The organism is Kribbella sp. NPDC056345 (genome assembly GCF_042262745.1).
Classification (GTDB): domain Bacteria; phylum Actinomycetota; class Actinomycetes; order Propionibacteriales; family Kribbellaceae; genus Kribbella.
Genome location: NZ_JBHJQQ010000023.1, coordinates 30,606 through 52,177, shown reverse-complemented (window position 1 = coordinate 52,177; position 21,572 = coordinate 30,606). Strand labels below are relative to the sequence as shown.

The following is a 21,572-nucleotide window of genomic DNA, read 5'->3' as shown; positions in this document are numbered from 1 at the left end:
CATGACGAGCTCGACTCTGGCGGCCACTGGCAAGTGGACTGCAACCGCCGCGACCTTGCCCGCCCCGCGCGCTTGGCTCGGCCAGTACGACGGTCCGGTCAAGGTCACCAAGGACGGCAAGGAACTGGTCCTGATCGTCGGCGGCTCGGATGCGAACGGGGCCGCCGTGGACGAGGTGCTTCTGGTCGATCCGGCAGCAACGACGTGGACGCCGGCTACCGAGAAGCTGGCGACCGCCAGGCGGCTGCACACCGTGACGGTCGTCGACGGAGGCAAGAAGGTGCTCGTGATCGGCGGCGCGACCGGTGCGTTCAGCCCGGATGCACCCGGCCTGGCGACCGCCGAGCTGTACGAGGTAGCCACTGGCAAGTGGACGCCGGTCGCCAGCAACATGAAGGACGGCCGTTGGGGGCATGCCGCAACTCTGCTGACCGGTGACAAGGTGCTGGTTACCGGCGGCAGCACCGGACGTTCCGGCCAGGGCGTGCGAACGTTGGCCACTGCCGAGATCCTCGACGTGGCCACCGGCAAGTGGACCGACGCACCGCCGATGTTGTCCGCGCGAACCGGGCACGGCGCGGTCGAGGTCGGCGGCAAGGTCCTGGTCGTCGGTGGCGCCACCTCGGTCGGCCCGGATCGCGAAGCCGGTCTGGCGTACTGCGAGTTGTACAACGGCACCACGTGGGAGCCGACCGGGAGCCTCGCGGCGGGCCGTCGCCTGCACTCGGTCGTCAAGCTTGCCGATGGCGGCGTCCTCGCGATCGGCGGCGCCGCACCGGGGAGTCCGACCGGTGCGACCTTCGATCCGTTCAGCCAGGCCACGGTCGAGCGATACTCCGGTGGCAGCTGGTCAGCGGCCAAGTCTCTCCCGTACGGGCGGGCCGCGCATCGCGCCATCGAGGTCAAGGCCAATCAGGTCCTGACGATCGGCGGCACGGGTGGTGACGCCGGCTATCAGAACTCGTTCCTGCTGACCAGCGACTGGGCCGCCACACCCGCGCCACTCGAGGGCCGCTGGGGATTCGGTGCTGTCGCGTTGCCGAACGATCGCGTACTGGTCGTGGGCGGCGTGGTGAAGTCCGGTGCGGCCACCGCGCAGCCAGGAGTCAACGTGCTCACCAAGAACGCCGAGATCTACAGCCTGAACGCCGCGGTGGCGCCGTGACGAACGAGATCATCACCGACCCCGACGCCACCTACGACGCGGTCAAGGACTCGGTCTACACGTTCCTGCCCTGGCTGCGGACGGGGATCGCGACCAAGATCAAGGCGGACCCGCCGCCCGGCCCCGGCGTACCGATCCAGCCGCGGGCCAAGATCCCGATCGAGCTCGAGATCGTCGGCGAGGGCCTGAACGGCGAACGGATCACCAAGCCGGTCACCGAGAACGTCGAGATCTACGGACCCGGCGACGTGGTGGGGGTGGACCCGCGCGCGATCGTCCGGACCGAACCGCGGCCGTGGATCACCAACGTCGAGCCGAACTACCTGGCCCACATCGAGTTCTACGACGAGGACTTCTGCTGGCGGTACAGCCCGGCGTCGTCCGACGCCGAGTCCGGTCGGCTGGCACCCTGGCTGGCCCTGGTGGTGCTTGCCGGAGGCAAGGATCCGCAGTCGGTCGACGACCACGGCCCGGCGACCGGTGAGTTCAAGGAAGGCGTCCGGCCGGATCGCCCGCTGCCGTTCATCGACGTGGTCGACCCCAAGCTGTTGCCGAACCCGGCGGAGCTCGGCGCGTGGGCGCACGTCCATGTCAACGGCGCGCTCGACACCGCGGTCCGGGCCGACGACCCTGGGAACGGGCTGGCCGCCCTGCAGCGGGTGCTCGCGGCGAATGCGGACAATGCCAGCTCTCGGCTGATCTGCCCACGGCACCTGCAGCCGAACACGTCGTACCACGCGTTCCTGGTGCCGGCCTTCGAGGCGGGCCGGTTGGCCGGGCTCGGGGGCAACCCGGCGGAGGCGCGCACGACGTACGCCTGGGGTGCCGACATCGTCTATCCCGAGGGCACTCGGCTGCCGTACTACCACCGCTGGTACTTCAGCACCGGCAACACCGGCGACTTCGAGGCACTGGTGCGGCTGCTCAAGCCGGTTCGGCTCGGTCCCGACGTCGGCCGGCGCGACCTGGACGTACAGGATCCGAAGCACCCGCTGGTTCCTGGGATCACCACGCCGACCGGGCTGAACGGCGTACTGAAGCTGGGCGGGGCGCTCAAGTCGCCGGCGCAGCCCGACGACGATGTCTACGAGAGGTGGGACGAGTGGCCCGGCGAGCCGGTGCCGCATCCGTTTCAGGTGGCGCTCGCGAAGTTCGTCAACCTGGCCGACGACTACGTGCCGCCACCCGGTACGCCGACCGGCCTGGCCGCCGGCGAGGACCCGGTCATCACCCCGCCGCTGTACGGGCGCTGGCCGGCGTTGACCAGCCGGCTCAGCACCGAGCGACCGGCAGACCGGCCGTGGAACTGGATCCACAAGCTGAACCTCGATCCGCGCTACCGGGTGGCGGCGAACTTCGGCACCCAGGTGATCCAGGAGCAGCAGGAAGAACTGATGGCGAAGGCCTGGGAACAGGTCGGCGACGTCGTCGCCGCGAACGAGCGGATCCGGGCCGCCCAACTCGCCGTACGGGTCGGGCTCGCCTTGCAGGAGAAGCATCTCGAGCCCAAGCCGGTCACGCCTGGGCTGCGGGCGGCGCCGCTGCGGACCGGGCGGACGCTGGCGCTGACGGCGCCTGCCAACTCTCGCGTGACGACCGGGTCGCCTGCTCTCGATGCATCGGGTGAGCGGCTCGCGGTCGGTTTCCGGGTGGCCGAGAGCGTGGTCGCGACCGCGCCGCTGTCGGCCGAGATGCGCCGGATCATGCGGCCGGGTGCACGGCTGGTCCGGAGTCTGAAGTTCTCCGACGAGGCACCGCCGACGGCGTTGGTGCCGTTGATGGACAAGGCCGAGCCGGACAGCCCGGTGGCGGCCGAGCCGAAGGCGACACCGGCCGCGGTCGTCACCCCGAAGAAGCTCGAGGACGCCCTGCCGGCCTGGCCGAGCCTCGCCGGCGGTGGATTCGACGGCGAGCTGCCGTTCAGCCAGTTCTTCGAGATCTCCGAACCCGGTGCGGGCAAGGTCTTCGACCGCGGCGACGAGCTGACCGACAGCACTCAGGCCGAACGGTTCAAGCTCGCAATCGGCCAGTTCAAGGCGAACCGGGACGTCGCTCGGGTGGCGGGTGAAGTAAAGGCCCGCGAGCCGCTCGGCGCCGACGCGACCGGTACGGCGCTGCTCGCGGAACTGAGCCCCGAAAGGACGATCCCGAAGGCCCTCGGCAAGGTGGTCGACCGGCCGGACCGGTTCCGCACCGAGGCCGGTGAGCTGGTGGAGGCGATGGCCTATCCGACCTTCGACACCCCGATGTACGAAGCGCTGCTCCAGCAGGGCGACGAACACTTCGTCCCGGGGATCAACAAGGTGCCGCCGAACAGCGTGACCCTGCTCAAAGTCAACCAGCCTTTCATCGAGTCCTACCTGGTCGGTCTGAATCACGAACTGGCCCGCGAGTTGCTCTGGCGGGAGTTCCCGACCGACCAGCGCGGTACGCCGTTCCGTCAGTTCTGGGACGTGAAGTCGCAGCTACCGCTGCCAGGTGAGACCGCGGCCCAGCGGCGGGAGCGGCTCTACGACATCGAACCGCTGCACCACTGGACGCCGGACAGTGAACTCGGCATGCACGACAACCGCGATCGCAACACCAAGCAGGAGGACGAGGTCGTCCTGGTGATCCGGGGCGAACTGCTCCGGAAGTACCCGAACGCGGTCGTCTACGCCCACAAAGCCGCGTGGTACCGCGATCCGAAGACGAACCAGGAGATGCCGCAGCAGGAACGGGACCTGGTCGACTTCGTGGACCCGGCGCGGCCTGGGCCTCAGGAGGTCCAGATGCCGATCTACGAGGCGCTGGTGGCACCAGACGTCTACCTGCTCGGGTTCGACCTGACCGAGGAGGACGTGAAGGGCGCGAAGTATCTCGGCGATGCCGGCTGGTTCTTCGTGATCAAGGAGCGTCCGGGTGATCCGCGCTTCGGGATCGACGACGACCCGGTGGACGGGCCGGTCGAGGTCGAGGTGTGGAACGACCTGACCTGGAACTCCGTCGACCCCGGCCGCACGGGCTTCGTCCCGGCCGGTGAGCAGACGCCGACGATCCCGCTCGACCCGCTGGAGGTCGACCCGACCGGCGTCGGCCCGGACCAGGAGAAGCTGGACCAACGGGCCGAGGACCAGCAGCTGGGCAGCTGGGGACCGAAGCTGAGTTCGGCCGAGATCGCGTACATGTTGTTCCAGGCGCCGGTCCTGATGGCCGTGCACGCACAGGAGATGTTGCCGAAAGATGACTGACGCGCCGATCTATCCCGTGCTGCTCGGACCGATCCGGATCGAGACCAGGTGGACCAAGGACCACCTGCTGGTCCGGTTCTTCCCGGACGAGTGGTCGATCGACAAGTTCGAGGACAAGCCGGCCGCGGCGGAGCTGTCCGCGGTCGACGCCTACTGGACCGCGATCTGGCGGGCCGCCGGCAACGCGGCCGCCGAGCAGGCGGCGTGGCACGAGCTGACCAGCCGGATCGCGATCGGCCGGGCCGGCTGGCTGGTCTCGGACTACCCACCGGCCAACCCGGGCGATCGGCCGACCGCGCCGGCCGGTACCGCGGTGCTGGTGGTGACGAGTGCGACCGCGCTCCCGGCCGCCGACCGGCAGCCGACCGTCAACTACTGGACTGCGATCTGGCAGGCCAAGGGCGACCAGCAGAAGATCCTCGCGGCCGACCTTGCGCTGTTCACGGCCGTCGGGGCCCGCGCGGACGCGATCCGCGAACGCCGGCCACTCGGCCTCGACAGCATCACCGACGACACCGCCGTACTGGTCGCGTTCCTGGTGTTCCCGGTGCGGCCCGCCGTCCTGGCGAAGGCGTCGTGGACGAAGAAGGCTCAGGCCCGGCTGCTCCCGGACAAGTTCCTGGTGCTCGGCTGGGAGAACGGCGAGGAGGTCATCAACAAGGCCGGTGAGCCGATCACCGGCGACCTCGCGGTGAGCCCGGACCCGGAGCTGCCGAGGGACGAGCAGCTCGAGATCGACAAGACGTCCGGCGCGCTGCGAGTGCCGGCGGACCTGCAGTGGCTGACCGATTTCGAGGTTGCGGTCCGCAAGGGCATGGGCGTCCGGATCGACCGGACGCCGAAGGTGACCAAGGGTGTCAGCCGCCTGATCGTGATCGGGCTGCGGACGAAGAACGGGCCGGAGGGATCCGCGCAGGAGCTGGCAGATCTGATCAGCCGGCAACACCGCAGTACGGACGGCTTCGCGCTCCTTCCGCAAGGTACGCCGACCAACAACACCGAGCAGGCACCGGCCGGCCAGGCCAAGCGCGAGGCTGCGGAGACGAGTCTCCGGACGGCGTTCGGGCTGCCGGAGGCGGTGGGCGACTGGAGGACGAAGACCGACGGCGAGTGGTTCACCGAGCTGCTCGGGATCGATCCGGCCGGGCTCACCGGCGTACCCAACTTCGACGGCAAGGACCAGGCCGAGGCGCGGGCCGCGAATCTCGCCCTCTGGCCGGCCACCTGGGGTTCCTACCTGCAGACGACGCTGGCCGACGCCGTACCGGCGACTGTTGTCGAGGACACCCGGACCTTCTTCACCCGCTACGTCAGCGGGCGCGGCACGATCCCGGCCTTCAAGGTCGGGAGACAGCCGTACGGCGTCCTGCCGACGACTGTGTTCAGCAAGCTGGCCTGGCAGGCGAACCCGCACCGCAGCGGTCTGCACGCCATGCTGCAGACGATGGCCGGCGACTGGAGAGACGCCGCCACGGCCAACGTGAAGACGGTCAACTCGCCAGGTGACCGTCACCAGGTGCTGCTGGACATCCTGGCTTTGCATCCGGCCTCTGCCGAGTTCCACCAGCGTTACGCCAACAGTGTTGACGACCTGTTCAACCGGCGGAACCTCGGCAACCAAGGTCAGCTCGTGGTCGACAGGCTGCGGGACACCGTCCTGCTCGAGCCGCCGATCCGGGCGTTGTTCGAACGGCTCGGCCACGCCGGGCTGAACCCGGACATTCTGCGGCGCCTGTTCGTCGGCGAGCAGTTCCCGTTGCTCGGCCCGCTCGTGACCGAGGGACCGCTGTCGGAGAAGGACCCGATCGGACCGGAGAACTACCTGGCCTGGCTCGCGGCCAACGGACGAAGCGATCTGGATCGCATCCGCCGTGAGGACGGACTGGTCAAGAAGCCGGCCGCCTTGCTCTACCTGCTGCTCCGCCACGCGGTGCTGCTCGGCTGGGAAGAGGCCGCTCGACTCCTGTATGCCGCCACCGGGCGCGAGGCGTTGCCGACCGCCGACCCGGCGTTCGTCCACGTCGATCAGAGCCTGGCCAGTGCCAGCCGCTTCCGGCTGCTCTACTCGAAGGATGCCGCGATCACGTCGGACCCGAACCGGTTCGTGGTCGACTACATCCCGACTGCGCTGACGGAAGGCAATCCGGCGACGGCCCGGCTGGCCGAGCAGGCGGCCGCGCTCGACGTACTGGCCGGCCTGCCGACCGCGAGACTCGAGCGACTGCTGGCAGAGCACCTGGACACGGCGACGTACCGGCTGGACGCGTGGCGGCTCGGGCTGGTGAACGAGCGGCTGGAGGAGTTGCGGGCCACCGACGCACGCGGCGTACATCTTGGTGCCTATGGGTGGCTGGACGAGGTCCGGCCGCGCAAGGAGGCGCCGGCGGAGAAGACCGACCTGACCGGCAAGCTGAAGGAGATCTTCCAGCCGCCGGGTTCGACGCCGTTGCTGCTGGAGAACGGCAACGGCGGCTACATCCATGCGCCGTCGCCGAGCCACGCCACCACGGCCGCCGTGTTGCGCGCGGGCTACCTGGCCAACGCTGCGGAGGAGTCACCAACGGTTTTCGCGGTGAACCTGAGCTCCGAACGCGTCCGGGTTGCGCTGAGTGTGCTCGACGGACTGCGGCAAGGACAGTCGCCAGGGGCGTTGCTGGGGTATCGGTTCGAGCGCGCCTTGCACGACCGGTACGACGGGGAACCCCGGGTGGAGCTGGACAAGTACATCGACCCGTTGCGCAGCTGGTTCCCGCTGCGGTCCGGCAAGATCGACGAGACCAGTCCGGTGCCCGGCACCGCGGTCGAGGTGGTCGAGGCCCGCAATGTCATCGACGGGCTCAAGCTGATCCAGCACGTGGCCCGGCCCGGGGCGGATCCGCTGCGGTATCCGTTCGATCTGCCCGGCCTGCCGCCCGCAGGTCCGGACGAGACGCAGGCGATCGCCGAGGCGATCGACGACCTGTTCGACGTCCACGACGCGATCGGGGACCTGATCGTTGCCGAGGGCACGCATCAGACGCTGCTGGGGAACCCCGAACGTGCTGCCGCGACGCTCGATGCCGTCTCGAAGGAGGGGTTCCCGCCAGAGCCGGCCGTTGTCCGGTCGCCGCGCAGTGGGGTGTCGCTCACGCATCGGCTGGGGGTCCGGCTGACGTCGGGGCTGAGCCCGAATCACGGTTCGACGCTGTTCCGCGGCAACGGTCCGCGGGCCAAGGCCGAGCCGGCGGTGAACGCGTGGGTGGCGAAGATGCTGCCGGGCCAGCACGACGTAGTGGTCGTGGTGAGTTGGCAGGAACACGGTCGCCCCGAACCGGTCAAGCGCACCATCACGCAGTACGACCTGGAACTGCAACCGATCGACCTGTTCTGGGCACTGCGTCCCGAGGACGAGGCAGCGATGACCGATCTCGACGACCGGATCGCCGGTGTGGTGGCCAAGCTGTACCGGCCGCGACCCGACTCCGAGCTGAAGATCGAGTACACCACCCGGGTCGCGGACAAGGTGACGTTCTTCGAGCTCTCGCCACTCGTCGACGCGTTGCGGACGCTCCTGACCACGGCCCGCCCGTTGCGCACCACCGACCTGGTGCCAGGCGCGGGATCGTCGGCGATCGACCGTACGGCGGACCTGGTCGTCTCCTTGGACAAGGACCGGCCGCTCGCCGTACAGGACGCGATGGCGGAGTTCCTGGACGAGGTGAAGGACCTGCTCGGCGATCTCGGCTCGCTGTTCCCCGCGGAACCGGCCGAACCGCTGTGGGCCGAGATCCTGGCGGAAGCCGACGCGTTACTTGCCAAGCATGCGGATCTGATCGTCACGGCGGGCGGCTTCGGCATGGTGCGCAGCGGCTGGGGTGAGCTGACGGCTTGGCGGCGGGGGATCTTCGCCGATCTGCTCGCGGCGACCGACGTCGCCGCGGATCGGCTGGGTGCAACCCTCGGCGTCGCAGACCAGTTGTTGCACGACTACGACCAACTGCCGAGCGGTACGCCGGCCGAGGACCGGTTCCGGCTGCTGCAGCAGATCGAGAACCTGCTGGTCACCGAGCCGACGACGGAACGACCCCGGACGCCGCAGCTCTACCGGCTCCAGCTCACCATCAAGCGCGACGAGTTCAACGACAAGGTCGAGGAGCTGGAGGGGATCGCCGACAGCCGCGAGACGACGGTCAGCGGCCTGTACGCCGAGATCGCGGCGATCGACCTGACCGACATCGATCCGGTGGGGCTGGATCTGACGCCGTACGGCGATCGGGTGGTCGCCTTCGTCGCGGATCTGGCTGAGCGGACGCGGAAGCTGCGGGACGACCTCGAGCTTCGGCTCAAGAACGCCGGCCTGGCGCTGACGGCGTACGACGCCGCTGTGCTCGCGCCGGATCGCGTGGAGGCCGGGATCGACGCGCTGAAGGCGTTGCTCGGCGAGGACGTGCTCGTGGTGCCGGAATTCACGCCGCCGCCGGCGCTCGCCGACGAATGGCGCCGGGCACGCAACGACAGCAACCGGCTGGTGTCGCATCTGGCCCGGGACTACCCGGTCGAGGACTGGCTGCACGGGATGGCCCGGGTGCGGGAGAAGCCGCGCCTGTGGGAGCAGGTCATCACGTTGAGCGACGTACTGCGCAAGCCGAAGCTGACCGATCTGATCCTCCCGGAGGAACGGCCACTGATCCCGGTGCAGTTCCCTTACCGGCGAGACGATCCGTGGCTGGCACTGGAGTTCCCGCCGGACTTCGAGATCGACGAGGACCGGCTGCTGTTCACCGCGCACTACGACGACGATCCGCTGCTCGGACGGGCCTCGCAGTGCGGGCTGTTGCTGGACGAGTGGACCGAGGTCCTGCCGGCCACCGAGGAGACGACCGGGCTGGCGTTCCACTACGACCGGCCGGATTCCGAACCACCACAGGCGATGCTGCTCGTCGTACCACCTGCTCAGGAAGCTCTGAGCGTCGCGGATCTGGTGGCCGCGATCAACGACACCTACGATCTCGCGAAGTCCCGGGCGGTCGAGCCGGTCCATCTGGACGGTACGGCGTACGCGCATCTGCTGCCGGCAACCGTCGTGTCCGCGGCCGATCCGGCGGCGACGATCGGTACCGACCTGGGGACGAACAACGTGCGGTGGAGGACCGATGGTTGAGCCAGTCGAGGAGTTCGCGGCGAGCCTGGATGCGCGCACCGTCCCTGCGATCGGGGTCTGGAACCGGGTGGAGGGCCGGCCGCGGACGACCGAGTTCGGGGCCGCGTTGCGCGCCGAAGTCCGGGATCCGTTGTGGATGCTGACCCGCCAATGGCAGCTGGGAGAGTTCCTCGGAAGTGACGCGGGGACGCCGGTGACGGCGCAGTTCAGTGTCGCGACGACGACACCGACCCGGTACCGGCCCGGCGGTGGTGGGGTGGAACCGATCTCGGGAACCGCGCCGTTGGAAGCTGTGGCGGAGCGGCGGGTGCTGCCGTTCGACTTCGGCAGTGATCCGGTGTCCTTCGATCTGCGGCTGGCGATGGGGCGGCGGTGGCTCAAGTACCTGCGCAACCACCAGAACCTGCTGGTGCGTGGATTCCGGAACGAGTACATCAAGAAGTACCCGATCGCGCTGCCGGATCCCGGCAAGGCCGCGGAGGCGGCGCGGGTGGCCCATCCCGAGGTGTGGGCCCAGATGCAGGCGGTCGCCGGACGCGCTGTTGACGGTTACAAGCTGTACCGCTTCCTCAAGGGCGGCGGTAAGGCGTGGCAGAACATCGACGGCGTCACCTTCTTGACCAGACCGGCGCTGGAGACACTCGGGAACGCCCTGATGGCGTGGTTCGACGAGATCTTCGAGCAGCCGGTCGGCGTCGATGCAGCTCATCCGAACGGTAATAGCGCTTGGGATGCGGGGCGGCTGGAGCACAACTTCTCGATCGCGGCCCGGGTCGGTGGGACCGGCGAGAAGGTGCTGACGGCACAGGAGTATCCGGGCGGGACCCTGGATTGGCACGCCTTCTCGGTCGACACCCGCGCGCCACTGGGCGGGACGGTCGAGCAGGCCGGTCGCCGGATCCGGACCACGTTCCCGGCGCCGGTGCGGTTCTCCGGTATGCCGCTGCCGCGCTGGTGGGCGGTCGAGGACGGGAGGACGAACTTCGCCGCCGTCAAGCCGGACAGCACCGATCTGGCCCGGCTGATCTTCCTGGAGTACGCGCTGGTCTACAGCAACGACTGGTTCCAGGTGCCGTGCGAGTTACCGGTCGGGACCATTGCCGAGGTCGAAGGGCTGGTGGTGACCGATGTCTTCGGCACCCGCCAGTGGATCAGTGCCGCCGGCACCGGACGCGAGGAGAACTGGCAGCGCTGGTCGATGTACGGCATGGACACGATCGGCACGGCAGACGTTGCCGCCGACACGAGTCTGTTCCTGCCGGCGAGCGTTCCGAAGATCGCCGAAGGCCCGCCGCTCGAAGACGTCCTGCTGATCCGCGACGAAATGGCCAACCTGGTCTGGGGAATCGAGCAGACGATTCCGCTCGCCACCGGTCAGAGCCGCCGGGGATCCGAGGTGGTGGCCGAAGAGGTCGCCTTCCGCCAGAGCCTGCCTTCGACCACTCCGCCCGGCGTGGTCCGGAAGGCCGCGGAGTACTACGAGGTGATGTCCAGCGTCCCGGAGAACTGGATCCCGTTCATCGCCGTCCGGGAGCCGGGGTCCGAACGGAGGATCCGCCTGCAACGCGCGAGCATGCCGAGCGTCGTCGACGGGACAGCGGTCAGGCCCCGCACCGACTTGCTGCGGGAGAACCTGGACAGTGCCGGTCCGAAGACCTACTTCATCGCCGAGGAGGAGGTCCCGGCGTCCGGCACCAGACTCACCGTCGCCTACAACCGCACCCGCTGGCGTAACGGCCGAGCCGTGACGTGGCTCAGCGCGAAACGCACCAGCGGCCGCGGCGAGGGCTCCAGCGGCTTGGCCTTCGACCACCTGGTCGACACACCACCCGCACCCTAGACGCGGTGAGTCCAGAGGCCGGCTCGCATCGTGGCGCGGACCGTCAGATCGGGTGCCAGGACGGCCAGGTCGGCGTCGTAAGTGGGCGCTAGGCGGCCTTTGCGGTGGGCGAGGTTGAGGACTCGGGCGGGGCGGGTGCTGGTGGCGGCTACGGCTTCGGGGAGGGGCCAGTTGAGGTCTCGGTGGAGGTGCGCGAGCATGCCGTCGAGGGGGGTGGTGCTGCCGCCGAACGCGTCCGCGCCGACGACCATGCCGACACCGGAGGCGACCTCGCAGTCGATGATGCCGAGGCGGTAGCGGTAGCCCTCGGGCATACCGGCGCCGGCGGTGGCGTCGGAGACGGCGACCAGGCGGTCGCCCAGGCAGCGGCGGGCGATCTCGATCAGGGTGGGCGGGAGATGGTGGCCGTCGGCAATGATTTCGCCGATCAGGTGGGTCGAGGCGAGGGACTCCTCGAGCAGGCCGGGGAGCCGCCACGGGCCCTGCCGGATGAGGGTGGATTGGCAGCTCCACAGGTGGGTCAGGTGGGTGAGGCCGCTGTCGACTGCTGCTGTGAGTTCGGGGGCGCGGGCTTCGCTGTGGCCGGCGGCAACTATCACGCCGGCGGAGGTGAGACGGCGGGTGAACTCGGGGACGCCGCGGAGCTCGGGAGCGACGGTGACCATCGTGATGAGGCCGTTGCGCGCTAGCAGGCGGTCGGCTTCGTCCGCGGTGGGTGGGCGGAGGGCAGCTGGGTCGTGGGCCCCGCACTGGGAGACGGCCAAGTACGGTCCCTCGAGATGTACGCCGTACAGGGCCTCGTCGGTGCAGAGTGCGAGTGCGTCGAGTTGGCGCTCGAGGTCGGCTGGGTGGGCGGAGACGAGGGAGGCCTGCAGGGTGGTGACGCCGTGCCGGGCGTGGAAGTCGAGCACCTGCTGGTGAGCGGCTGGGTCGGGGGCGTCGAAGGAATGTCCGCCGCCGCCGTGGACGTGCAGGTCGATCAGACCGGGCACGATCGTGTACCCGGTCAGGTCGTGTACGTCGGCAGTCGCCGGTACGTCGATCGCCGCGACGACCGCTTCGATCCGGCCCTCGCGGATGACCAGCGCTTTGTCCTCGGCGAGGGTGTCGTCGAGGAGGAGGGTTGCTCCGGATAACGCGATCAACGGGGGTCCGACTCCACGTCGAGGAAGAGGCGGACTCGGGGGTGGGTGCGGAGCGCCGTACCGGGGTGGTCGGGGCCGATCGGGCGGGTGAGGGTGTCCTGGACGGCTTGGCGTTTGGGGGCGCCGGGGACGGAGGCGATCACGTCGCGGGTGTTCAGCAGGCGGGGGATGGTGACGGTGACGGCGTGCGTCGGTACGTCGGACAGCCGGGGGAAGTTGCCCTCGTCGACCTGCTGGAGGCGGCTGATCTCGTCGAGGGCGACGACCTTGGCTGCTCGCGGGTCGTGGAGGTCGGCGGGTGGGTCGTTGAATGCGAGGTGGCCGTTGACACCGAGACCGAGCAGTACGACGTCGAACGGGGCGTCGCCCATCAGCTGCTCGTAGCGCCGGGCGGCGGATTCGGGGTCGGTGCCCGGCGCGACGGGATGGAAGGTTGCCTGGGGCACCTTGTTGAGGAAGGTGTGGTGCAGCCAGGTGCCGAACGCTTGGGGTGCTTCGGGCGCGAGGCCGATGTACTCGTCCATGTGGAAGAACTCGACGCGGCTCCAGTCGAGGTCGGGCTCCGCGGCGAGGGCGATCAGGGTCTCGGCCTGGCTCGGGGCGGCGGCCAGCATGACGCGTGCGCCGGAGGTCCACTCGATCGCCTGCCGGATCCGCTCAGCCGCCCAGGCCGCCGCCGCCCGCCCGAGGGCCGACCGGGTCGGGTGCGTGCTGATCTGCGGGGCATGGTCGATGCGGACGGTCATGCAGGGGTCTCCTTTGGGCTCGCGGGGTTAGAACAGTACGTCGAGGGTGGCGTGTACGGCGGCGTCCGTGACGATGTCGAACGCGTCCATCGCCGGGACGCTGATCACGCGGTCGGCGACGTCGCCGAAGGTGTGGGCGGGGAGAGTGGAGTTCACGATCACGGCTGGGCAGGGGTGGGGGGCGTCTGCTGTTACGGCCGCGACGTCCTTCCACTGCTGGGCTGCGGGGATCGGGCCGGGACCGAAGACCGGGATCAGGTGTGCGCCGGGGTGACGGGGTGCGACTCGGTTCAGTACGCCGGGGGTGAGCGGCTCGGGTTCCAGCAGGAGGGAAAGCCCTCGGCGTACGCCGAGCTCCACGACCCTGCGCGCCAGCTCCGAATCACCAACCACTACAAACCCATCCACGGGAGACAACGCCGTACCGTCACCCGCATGCAGGTCGACGGTGGCCGGGCGTTGGGGGTCGGTCCAGGTGGCCGGGGTGTCGGCGAGCGGCGTGCGTGGCTCGGCCGGAGCGTGGAGGCCGACCAAAGTGCGGGCGCCGAGGAGGCGGCGGACGTTGTTGTCGAGGTCGGCCTCGGACAGGGTGCCGTTGTCGAGTGCGGCCAGCAGATACTTGATGATTGGCGCGATTTCTTCTGGGGTGCATTTGACGTTGGCTACGTCGGCGCCGGCTTGGAGGGCCAGGAGGGCTGCGGTGGTGGGGGTGTGGTGGCGGGCGATGGCGTCCATGTGGAGGGCGTCGGTGATGATGAGGCCGTTGAAGCCGAGGTCGTGGCGGAGCCAGGTTCGGTTGACGGTGGGGGAGAGGCTGGCGGGGACGTCGATGCCCAGGATGGGGTAGGCGATGTGGGCGACCATGATGGTGGCTACGCCGGCGGCGACGGCGTCGGCGAAGGGTGGGCGGTGGATGGACTCGTGGTCGGCCGGGGTGCGGTGGACGACGGGTTGGGCGAGGTGGCTGTCGATGCTGCTGTCGCCGTGACCGGGGAAGTGTTTGGCGGTGGCCAGTACGCCGTTGTCCTGGTAGCCGCGGATCTGAGCGGCACCCAATGAGCCGGTCAGCGGCGCCGGGACGCCGTACGCGCGGACACCGAGGATCGGATCGTCGGGGACGCTGACGACGTCGATGCAGGGGCTGAAGGTCCAGTGGTAGCCGACGGCGCGGGCTTCGGCTGCGGTGGCGGCGGCGACGCGGTAGGCGAGGTCGGGGTCGCCGGCGTTGCCGAGGCCGCGGGGGTAGGGGAAATGGGTGCCGCTGTGGCGCAGCGAGTACATGATTCCGGCTTCGAGGTTGCCGCTGATCAGCGCCGGCGGTAGCCCGGCCTCGGCGCAGATCTCAGCGACTCGCCCGTGATAGGCGGTCGCCGTGGATGCCGGGAGGTCGCGGACGCTGTGCAGGGTGCCGACACCGAGCTCGAGTGCGTGCCGGGTCGCGGCATCCGGGAGGCCGTCGGGGCCGACAGTGGGCAGCACGAGCAGGCAGTGCGCGATCTTCTGGGCGGGGGTCAGCCGGCCCAGCCAGTCGTCGACCCAGCGCTCGGCAGCGGGACTCAGCGGTGCGGGCATTCAGGTCACCTCGTGTCAAAGGTTTGCACAGAACGGCGATCACGGAAGGAATTCATGGGCAGCTATCCGTTGACCACTGGAGATCCCGAGCCTACTGTACGACTACGGTTTGTCAAAGGTTTGCACAGACCGGACATCCGAGAGGGGTTCCCATGGCAAAGACCTGGTTCGCAGCGGCCGGTACGGCGCTGCTGCTCACCGGCTGCGGTCTCGGCGGATCCACCCCGCCCGAGGCCGACACTTCGGGTGAGGTGAAGGGGGCGATCACCTTCCAGACCATCCAGTTGTCGCCGACCTTCGACGACTACCTGCACGGCCTGATCGCCGCCTTCGAGAAGGCACACCCGGGCACCAAGGTCGAGTGGACCGACATCCCGAGTGATGCCGCCGCACGCAAGGTCAGCGCCGACTCGGTCACCGGCAAACTGCCGGACGTGATGGACCTCGACACCGCCACACTGGCGCCCCTCGGCCGCCGGGAACTGGTCGTCGACATGGCCGCGGCGGCGAAGGACGTCAAGGACACCTACGTCCCCTCGGCCTGGAACTCCTTCGCCTACACGGGAAACTCCATCGCCGCGCTCCCGTGGTACCTCAACACTCCGGTCCTGATCTCCAACCAGGGCGTCCTGAAGAAGGCGGGCCTGGCCGGACAACCGGCCCCGGTGAACTACGACGAGCTGATCGATCGCTCGAAGCAGATCGCGGCCAAGGCCAAGGTCGCCGGGTTCCAGCCGACCGAGACCGGATTCCCCAGTTCGCTGCTGACGATCGGCGTACCGCTGGTCAACGAGGACTCGACCGAAGCGAAGGTGAACACGCCCGAGGCGCAGAAGTTCGTGGCCGCGCTGGCTGAGCTGTACCAGGCCGGCGGCATCCCGCAGGACAGCGTCAGCGCGAAGGAGCGCAGCGAGATCGAGACCTTCTCCGACGGCAGAACGGCGTACCTGGAGGCGGGCGGTTCGCGCCTGAAGATCGTCAAGCAGAACTCACCGGCCGTGTACGGCGAAGTTGCTGTCGGCAAACCACTCGGTGATGCGGCCGAACGCACCTGGGTGGTCGCGCACGGGCTCGCCGTACCGAAGAAGTCCGCGAATCCGGCCACGGCGCTGGCCTTCGCGAAGTTCGTCACCTCGGCGGAGAATCAGCTTGCCCTGGGCAAGCAGTCGAGTGTCGTCCCGAGCACGCTGACCTCGTTGAACGACGCGTACTTCACTTCCGGTGACGACACGGATCTGACGGTCGCGGCCCGGAAGATCGCGGCGGCCAGCCTGCACGACGGCAAGACGATCGTGAAGCCGGCGGCGGTCGACGCGGAGTACGCGAAGACCCTGTGGTCCGCGGTGCAGCCGGCGATCATCGGCAAGGCCGAGCCCGCCGCGGCGCTGGCCGAGGCCGAGACCAAGCTGACGAAGATCCTCAAGGACCGCCGCCAGTGAGATCCCGCAAGTACCGCTGGTACGTGCCGCTGTTCTTCGTCGGTCCCGCGCTCGTCCTGCAGGTCACCTTCCTGTTCGTGCCGCTGGCCAACACGTTCGTGCTGGCGTTCACCAACGCGAGCACGATCGGCGGCGGCACGTTCACCGGGCTCGCGAACTTCTCCGACCTGCTGGCGGACGGGGAGTTCTGGAACGCGGTCGGCCGCACCTTCGTGTACATGGTGATCGCGGTCCCGGCGTTGACGATCATGTCGACCTGCCTCGCGGTCCTGGTCAACACGCGCCTGCGCGGCTCGGGCGTCGTACGGTCACTGCTGTTCTCGCCGATGGTGCTGCCGCTGGCCGTGATCGCGGTCGTGTTCCAGTACCTGCTGAACTCCGACGGCCTGGTGAACGAGGTCCTCCAGGGCCTGCACATCGTCAGCGCGCCGGTGCCGTTCCTCAATGATCCGACACTGGCGCTGCTCAGCCTGACCTTGGTCACGGTCTGGAAGGGCTGCGCGCTCTACACCCTCATCACCGTCGCCGCGCTGCAGAACGTCTCGCCCGAGCTGGACGAGGCCGGTCAGCTCGACGGCGCCGGCTGGTTGCGGCGGACGGCCAGCGTGACGCTGCCGCAGATCCGCGGTACGACGATCATGATCACGATCCTGGCGTCGATCGCGACCCTGCGCGTCTTCACCGAGCCCTTCGTCATCACCGGCGGCGGTCCGGGTGACTCGACCGAGACGATCGTCGTCTACCTGTTCCAGAAGGGCATCGCGCCCGGCACCGACGCGGGCTACGCCTCGGCGATCAGTCTGATGCTGTTCGCCTTCGTGCTCTCGGTCTCCGGCATCAGCTGGCTCATCTCGCGAAAGGCCCGTGCATGAGGGAGAAACTGATCCGCTGGCCGCTGATGATCCTTGCCGCAGGCACCGTCCTGGCGCCGCTGCTGTGGCAGGTCACGATGTCGCTGAAGAGTTCCGGCGAATCGGCGGTCGGATTCCCCGGCACGTTGTTGCCCAAGCACCCTACCCTCGACAACTTCGCGACCGCCTTCACCGAGATCCCCCTGCTCCGGTACGTCGGCAACTCGCTGCAGATCGCGGCGTTCGGGATGATCACCAACCTGGTGCTCGCCACGTTGACCGGCTACGCGCTGGCCCGGATCCCGTTCCGTGGCCGGGCGCTGTACACAACGGTGCTGCTGGCAACGGCTGTGCTGCCGTTCGAGGTCATCCTGGTGTCGACCCTGCTGGTGTCGCGCGGGCTGCACCTGAACGACACGTTGATCGGCGTCGTGCTGCCGCAGGCGGTGTCGATCGTGTCGATCTTCGTGATGCGCCAAGCGTTCATCCGGATCCCCGGTGAGCTCGCCGAGGCTGCTGACATGGACGGTGCCGGGCCGTTGCAGGTGTTCTGGCACATCATGCTGCCATCGGTCCGCGGTTCGATCGCAGTCATCGCCGTACTCGGGTTCCTCGATGCGTGGGATCACTTCATCTGGCCGCTGGTGTCGTTGAGCGATCCGTCGAAGTATCCGGTGAATGTCGGTGTCCAGTACCTGTCCGGGACGTTCTCGGCCGACCAGCGGGTGATCTCGGCCGCGGCGATCGTGGTCATGCTGCCGCCGCTGCTCGTCTACTTCGTCATGCAGAAGCAGGTCTTCCGTGGGCTGGCCGAAGGAGCGCTGAAGGGATGAGCGTCCCCTCGGTCGCCCTCGTCGGTACGTCGGGTTACGGGCGACGGCACTTGGAGCAGCTGCTCGCTTGGCAGGGTGAGGGGCTGCTCCGGCTGGCCGCGCTGGTCGATCTGACCTTCGATGCCGAGACGCGACGACTTGTCGACAAAGCCGACCTGCAGTTGTTGCCGACGCTAGACGGGCTGGCTGTTGATCTGACGGTCGTGGCGACGCCGCCGCACACGCACTTCGCGCTTGCTGAGCAGGTGCTGCGATCCGGTAGCGCGTTGTACTTGGAGAAGCCCCCGGTACCGCTGCTGTCCCAGCTGGACGCGCTCCGGGCGATCGAACCGCGGCGCCGGGCCGAGGTCGGCTTCCAGCAGGCGCGCGCTGTTGTCGAACGGGTGGAGTCGTTGCTGCCCGAGGTCGGCGAGGTCGAACGGATCACCGGGCACGGCTGCTTGTCGCGACCCGACTCGTACTACACACGGAGTCCGTGGGCCGGGGCGTGGTACGTCGATGGTGAGGCGGTCTTCGACGGTGTGCTGTTCAATCCGCTCGCTCATGTCGTGCACACCGCCTTGACGTTGGCCCGCCGGATCGACGCGAGTTGGAGGCCGGAAAGCGTGGAGGCCGATCTCTACTCCGTGCACGACATCACCGGCGACGACACCGGCGTACTGCGGATCCGTTCGTCTCATGGACCGGTGGTTGTCGCAGTAGGGACGACTGCTGCCGACGTTGTCAGACCACCGGCGATCACCGTGCACGGGACCCGCGGCCGGATCACCGTTCCACACCAGGGCGACGCGCATCCGTTGCTTGAGGCACTCAAGAACGTCGACGGTACGCCGGATCCCCTGATCGACCTGGACGCCGTACGGCCGTTCGTCTCGGTGGTCAATCAGGCGGTCGCGGCCGGCGAACCGGTCCGTATCCACAGGACCACTGGTATCTCGGACCTCGTCGAACGCGTCGTCGACACTGGTAACCTCTTCGCCGAGCTGGGGTCCGGCTGGGCCCGTCGGCCGGCCCGGCGTGTGGACCGGGAGGCGACCAAGTGACACCAAGGACCAAGCCCGCAACTCTCAAAGACGTTGCAGAGGCAGCAGGAGTCTCGATCTCGACCGTCTCCAGGGTGTTCTCCAGTCCCGGCCGCATCTCGCCCGAGACGTCCGATCGGGTCCGGGAGGTCGCCCGCCGGCTGCGGTTCACGCCGAACGTGATGGCCCGCTCCCTCATCACCGGTACGTCGCCCAATATCGGGCTGGTCGTCCCGGACATCTCGAACCCGTACATGACCACCCTGCTGAAGGCCGCGCAGAAGGTGTCGCGCGGTCACCAGACCGGCATCTTCGTCGCGGACACCGACGACAACGCGGATATCGAGCGCGAGGTCTGTGAGCAGTTCGCGCAGCAGAGTCGCGGGGTGATCCTGTGCGCGCCGCGGATGACCGCCTCACACATCCGCGAGATCAGCGGGATCGTGCCGCTGGTCCTGGTGAACCGGATCGTCGAAGGCATCCCGAGCGTGTACACGGACTCCCGGTCGGCGCTTCGCGAGTTGCTGGACGAGTTGGTCGAGCAAGGGCATCGCCGGGTCGGGTACCTGCCAGGGCCGGCAGGTTCGTGGTCGAACAAGCAGCGTGCCCGCACGATCGCCGACCGGGCGCGGGCGCTCGAGATCGAGCTGGTGCGGCTCGATCCGACCGACGGTACGCACGCGGACGGCGTACTGGCTGCGGACCAGGTGCTCGAGCTGGGGATCACCGCGGTGATGGCGTTCGACGACGTACTGGCTGCCGGGCTGGTCGAGGGACTACGTCGGCGCGGCAAGTCCGTGCCTGAGGACGTCAGCGTGACGGGGCACGACGACATCCTCTCCGAGCTCGTGCACCCCGGGCTCACCACTGTCACCGGGCAGAGCGCCCGGGTCGGCCAGCTGGCGATCTCGCGGCTGCTCGACAGTTCGGGACCGGTCGCGGGGCCGGGCCCGGAGGTGGGCGTGCAGGAGGAGTCCGTGGGCGTCAAAGCCACGGTCGTCCGCCGGCACTCGACGGCCGCGCCGCGGTCGCGTTCCGACTGAACAGCGCTTTGGGAGGGGAACCATGTACCGACTCGCGGTTGCTGTGATTGCCATGATTGTCACTGCGTCGCTGCTTTCAACAGGCACCGCCGGGGCGTGCGTCAGCGCCTATGACTCCGCGGTCCTGGTGGACAGTCCGGTCGCCTTCTGGCGGTTGGCTCAGCCGGGGTCGAGCACGGAAGCCTCGGTCGCGGGTGGGCCTGCCTTGACCGGCGCGTACGGCGGGACTCGGTCGGCCACCACCTTGCCGAACGGCGACGCCGCGACCGCGTTCGACGGTGCCACGGGGTACTTCCAGGTTGCGGACAACGCGAAGCTGAGCCCGGCGACGACTGGGGCGTTCACGCTGGAGGCGTGGATGCGGCCGGACACACTCGAGTTCCCGCACGTGCAGGGCAGCGGCTACGTGCACTGGATGGGCAAGGGCGAGGCAGGGCAGCACGAGTACGTGTCGCGGATGTACTCGCTGACCAACACCGAGAACCGGCCGAACCGGATCTCCGGCTACTTGTTCAACAACACCGGTGGACTGGGCGCGGGCTCCTACTTCCAGGACGCGATCACCGCGGGGACCTGGATCCACTATGTGCTGGTGATCAACGCGAACGCGAAGAGTACGACGTACCCGAATGGGTACACGAAGATCTACCGGGACGGCGTACTGCGCGACACCGATGACCTGAGCATCTCCGGCACGGTCATCGTGCCGAGCGACGGTACGGCGCCGTTCCGCGTTGGCACGCGTGATTTCCTGTCCTACTTCCAGGGCGCGGTGGGCAAAGTGGCCGTGTACAACAAAGAGCTGTCCGCAACCCGGATCACTGCACATCACAACGCGATGTAGGGGCGACTCAGGGTTGTCCCTGATGGGTACTTTGGCGGCATGATTGCTCTCCAAGCGGCTGAGGAACCGACGGGCATCGCCGGCTGGGCCATCGATCTGATGGAGAAGCTGGGCGCGCCTGGCGCGGGCCTGGCCGTCGCCTTGGAGAACCTGTTTCCACCACTGCCCAGTGAAGTGATCCTGCCGCTGGCCGGGTTCGCGGCCAGCCGGGGCGACCTCGGTCTGGCCGCCGCGATCCTCTTCACCACGCTCGGCTCGGTCGTCGGCGCGCTCGCCCTGTACGGCGTGGGTGCGGTCCTGGGCCGGCACCGGACTCGCGCGCTGGCGGGGAAGATCCCGCTGGTGAAGGTCGAGGACATCGACAAGGCCGAGGAGTGGTTCATCCGGCACGGCCCGAAGGCGGTGCTGATCGGCCGGCTGGTGCCGATCGTCCGCAGCATGATCTCGGTGCCGGCCGGCGTCGAGCGGATGTCCGTGCCGCTGTTCCTGCTGCTGACCACGATCGGGAGCGGGATCTGGAACACATTGCTGATCGTGGCCGGGTACCAGCTGGGTGAGCGGTGGCACGTGGTGGAGTCGTCGGTCGGTGTCTTCCAGTGGGTCGTCCTGGGCGCTGCGGTCGCCGCGGTGGCCTGGTTCGTGATTGTCAAGCTGCGCGGCCGCAGTTCAGCATCTGAGAAAGTCGAGTAGCGGGCTGGACTT

At 68.6% G+C, this 21,572-nt stretch carries 14 protein-coding genes; 11 read left to right on the top strand and 3 right to left on the bottom strand.

Annotated features, from left to right (window positions below; genetic code table 11):
* Window position 1 precedes the first annotated feature (1 nt).
* Genes ACFCV3_RS40765 through ACFCV3_RS40750 form a run of 4 tightly spaced genes read left to right on the top strand, consistent with a single transcriptional unit; the run spans window position 2 to window position 11,375 of the window.
* A complete protein-coding gene (locus ACFCV3_RS40765) occupies window positions 2–1,165 on the top strand; it encodes a Kelch repeat-containing protein (protein ID WP_376040366.1) in 1,164 nt (387 codons plus the stop codon).
* On the top strand, window positions 1,162–4,395 hold the full coding sequence (locus tag ACFCV3_RS40760) for a hypothetical protein (RefSeq protein WP_376040363.1): 3,234 nt from the start codon (window positions 1,162–1,164) through the stop codon (window positions 4,393–4,395). Before ACFCV3_RS40765 ends, ACFCV3_RS40760 begins: the two co-directional genes overlap by 4 nt.
* On the top strand, window positions 4,388–9,535 hold the full coding sequence (locus ACFCV3_RS40755) for a hypothetical protein (RefSeq protein WP_376040362.1): 5,148 nt from the start codon (window positions 4,388–4,390) through the stop codon (window positions 9,533–9,535). Before ACFCV3_RS40760 ends, ACFCV3_RS40755 begins: the two co-directional genes overlap by 8 nt.
* Window positions 9,528–11,375 (top strand): hypothetical protein, encoded by a 1,848-nt coding sequence (locus tag ACFCV3_RS40750; RefSeq protein ID WP_376040359.1) that lies wholly within the window; start codon window positions 9,528–9,530, stop codon window positions 11,373–11,375. Before ACFCV3_RS40755 ends, ACFCV3_RS40750 begins: the two co-directional genes overlap by 8 nt.
* On the opposite strand, the gene ACFCV3_RS40745 is transcribed toward ACFCV3_RS40750, so the two are convergent.
* Genes ACFCV3_RS40745 through ACFCV3_RS40735 form a run of 3 tightly spaced genes read right to left on the bottom strand, consistent with a single transcriptional unit; the run spans window position 11,372 to window position 14,838 of the window.
* Window positions 11,372–12,520: an N-acetylglucosamine-6-phosphate deacetylase gene (locus ACFCV3_RS40745; RefSeq protein ID WP_376040356.1), complete on the bottom strand. Its 1,149-nt coding sequence runs from the start codon at window positions 12,518–12,520 to the stop codon at window positions 11,372–11,374. The two genes, ACFCV3_RS40750 and ACFCV3_RS40745, sit on opposite strands and share 4 nt — an antisense overlap.
* Window positions 12,517–13,266, bottom strand: a complete 750-nt coding sequence (locus tag ACFCV3_RS40740; protein ID WP_376040353.1) for a 6-phosphogluconolactonase — start codon at window positions 13,264–13,266, stop codon at window positions 12,517–12,519. The genes ACFCV3_RS40745 and ACFCV3_RS40740 overlap by 4 nt, the downstream gene beginning before the upstream one ends.
* Window positions 13,267–13,293: 27 nt before the next feature.
* Complete coding sequence (locus tag ACFCV3_RS40735) at window positions 13,294–14,838, bottom strand: glycoside hydrolase family 3 N-terminal domain-containing protein (protein ID WP_376040351.1); 1,545 nt, start codon at window positions 14,836–14,838, stop codon at window positions 13,294–13,296.
* A 152-nt stretch (window positions 14,839–14,990) separates the two neighbouring features.
* Here ACFCV3_RS40735 and ACFCV3_RS40730 point away from each other — a divergent pair, with 152 nt between their 5' ends.
* Genes ACFCV3_RS40730 through ACFCV3_RS40700 form a run of 7 tightly spaced genes read left to right on the top strand, consistent with a single transcriptional unit; the run spans window position 14,991 to window position 21,560 of the window.
* A complete protein-coding gene (locus ACFCV3_RS40730; RefSeq protein WP_376040349.1) occupies window positions 14,991–16,277 on the top strand; it encodes an ABC transporter substrate-binding protein in 1,287 nt (428 codons plus the stop codon).
* Window positions 16,274–17,149, top strand: a complete 876-nt coding sequence (locus tag ACFCV3_RS40725; RefSeq protein WP_376040346.1) for a carbohydrate ABC transporter permease — start codon at window positions 16,274–16,276, stop codon at window positions 17,147–17,149. The genes ACFCV3_RS40730 and ACFCV3_RS40725 overlap by 4 nt, the downstream gene beginning before the upstream one ends.
* The gene (locus ACFCV3_RS40720; RefSeq protein ID WP_376040343.1) at window positions 17,146–17,961 is read left to right on the top strand and encodes a carbohydrate ABC transporter permease; all 816 of its coding nucleotides are present in this window, start codon (window positions 17,146–17,148) and stop codon (window positions 17,959–17,961) included. Before ACFCV3_RS40725 ends, ACFCV3_RS40720 begins: the two co-directional genes overlap by 4 nt.
* Window positions 17,958–19,004 (top strand): Gfo/Idh/MocA family protein, encoded by a 1,047-nt coding sequence (locus ACFCV3_RS40715; protein WP_376040340.1) that lies wholly within the window; start codon window positions 17,958–17,960, stop codon window positions 19,002–19,004. Before ACFCV3_RS40720 ends, ACFCV3_RS40715 begins: the two co-directional genes overlap by 4 nt.
* Window positions 19,001–20,026, top strand: coding sequence for a LacI family DNA-binding transcriptional regulator (locus ACFCV3_RS40710; RefSeq protein WP_376040337.1), 1,026 nt, complete (start codon window positions 19,001–19,003; stop codon window positions 20,024–20,026). Before ACFCV3_RS40715 ends, ACFCV3_RS40710 begins: the two co-directional genes overlap by 4 nt.
* Before the next feature lie 22 nt (window positions 20,027–20,048).
* Window positions 20,049–20,870: a LamG-like jellyroll fold domain-containing protein gene (locus ACFCV3_RS40705; RefSeq protein ID WP_376040334.1), complete on the top strand. Its 822-nt coding sequence runs from the start codon at window positions 20,049–20,051 to the stop codon at window positions 20,868–20,870.
* 39 nt (window positions 20,871–20,909) lie between these two features.
* Window positions 20,910–21,560: a DedA family protein gene (locus tag ACFCV3_RS40700; RefSeq protein ID WP_376040331.1), complete on the top strand. Its 651-nt coding sequence runs from the start codon at window positions 20,910–20,912 to the stop codon at window positions 21,558–21,560.
* Window positions 21,561–21,572: the final 12 nt, after the last annotated feature.

What these genes read in the sequence shown, in the direction of transcription:
- ACFCV3_RS40730 (WP_376040349.1), top strand. Translation starts at nt 14,991, where the DNA reads ATGGCAAAGACCTGGTTCGCAGCGGCCGGTACGGCGCTGCTGCTCACC.
- ACFCV3_RS40735 (WP_376040351.1), bottom strand. Translation starts at nt 14,838, where the DNA reads ATGCCCGCACCGCTGAGTCCCGCTGCCGAGCGCTGGGTCGACGACTGG.
- ACFCV3_RS40700 (WP_376040331.1), top strand. Translation starts at nt 20,910, where the DNA reads ATGATTGCTCTCCAAGCGGCTGAGGAACCGACGGGCATCGCCGGCTGG.
- ACFCV3_RS40715 (WP_376040340.1), top strand. Translation starts at nt 17,958, where the DNA reads ATGAGCGTCCCCTCGGTCGCCCTCGTCGGTACGTCGGGTTACGGGCGA.
- ACFCV3_RS40755 (WP_376040362.1), top strand. Translation starts at nt 4,388, where the DNA reads ATGACTGACGCGCCGATCTATCCCGTGCTGCTCGGACCGATCCGGATC.
- ACFCV3_RS40720 (WP_376040343.1), top strand. Translation starts at nt 17,146, where the DNA reads ATGAGGGAGAAACTGATCCGCTGGCCGCTGATGATCCTTGCCGCAGGC.
- ACFCV3_RS40750 (WP_376040359.1), top strand. Translation starts at nt 9,528, where the DNA reads ATGGTTGAGCCAGTCGAGGAGTTCGCGGCGAGCCTGGATGCGCGCACC.
- ACFCV3_RS40740 (WP_376040353.1), bottom strand. Translation starts at nt 13,266, where the DNA reads ATGACCGTCCGCATCGACCATGCCCCGCAGATCAGCACGCACCCGACC.
- ACFCV3_RS40705 (WP_376040334.1), top strand. Translation starts at nt 20,049, where the DNA reads ATGTACCGACTCGCGGTTGCTGTGATTGCCATGATTGTCACTGCGTCG.
- ACFCV3_RS40765 (WP_376040366.1), top strand. Translation starts at nt 2, where the DNA reads ATGACGAGCTCGACTCTGGCGGCCACTGGCAAGTGGACTGCAACCGCC.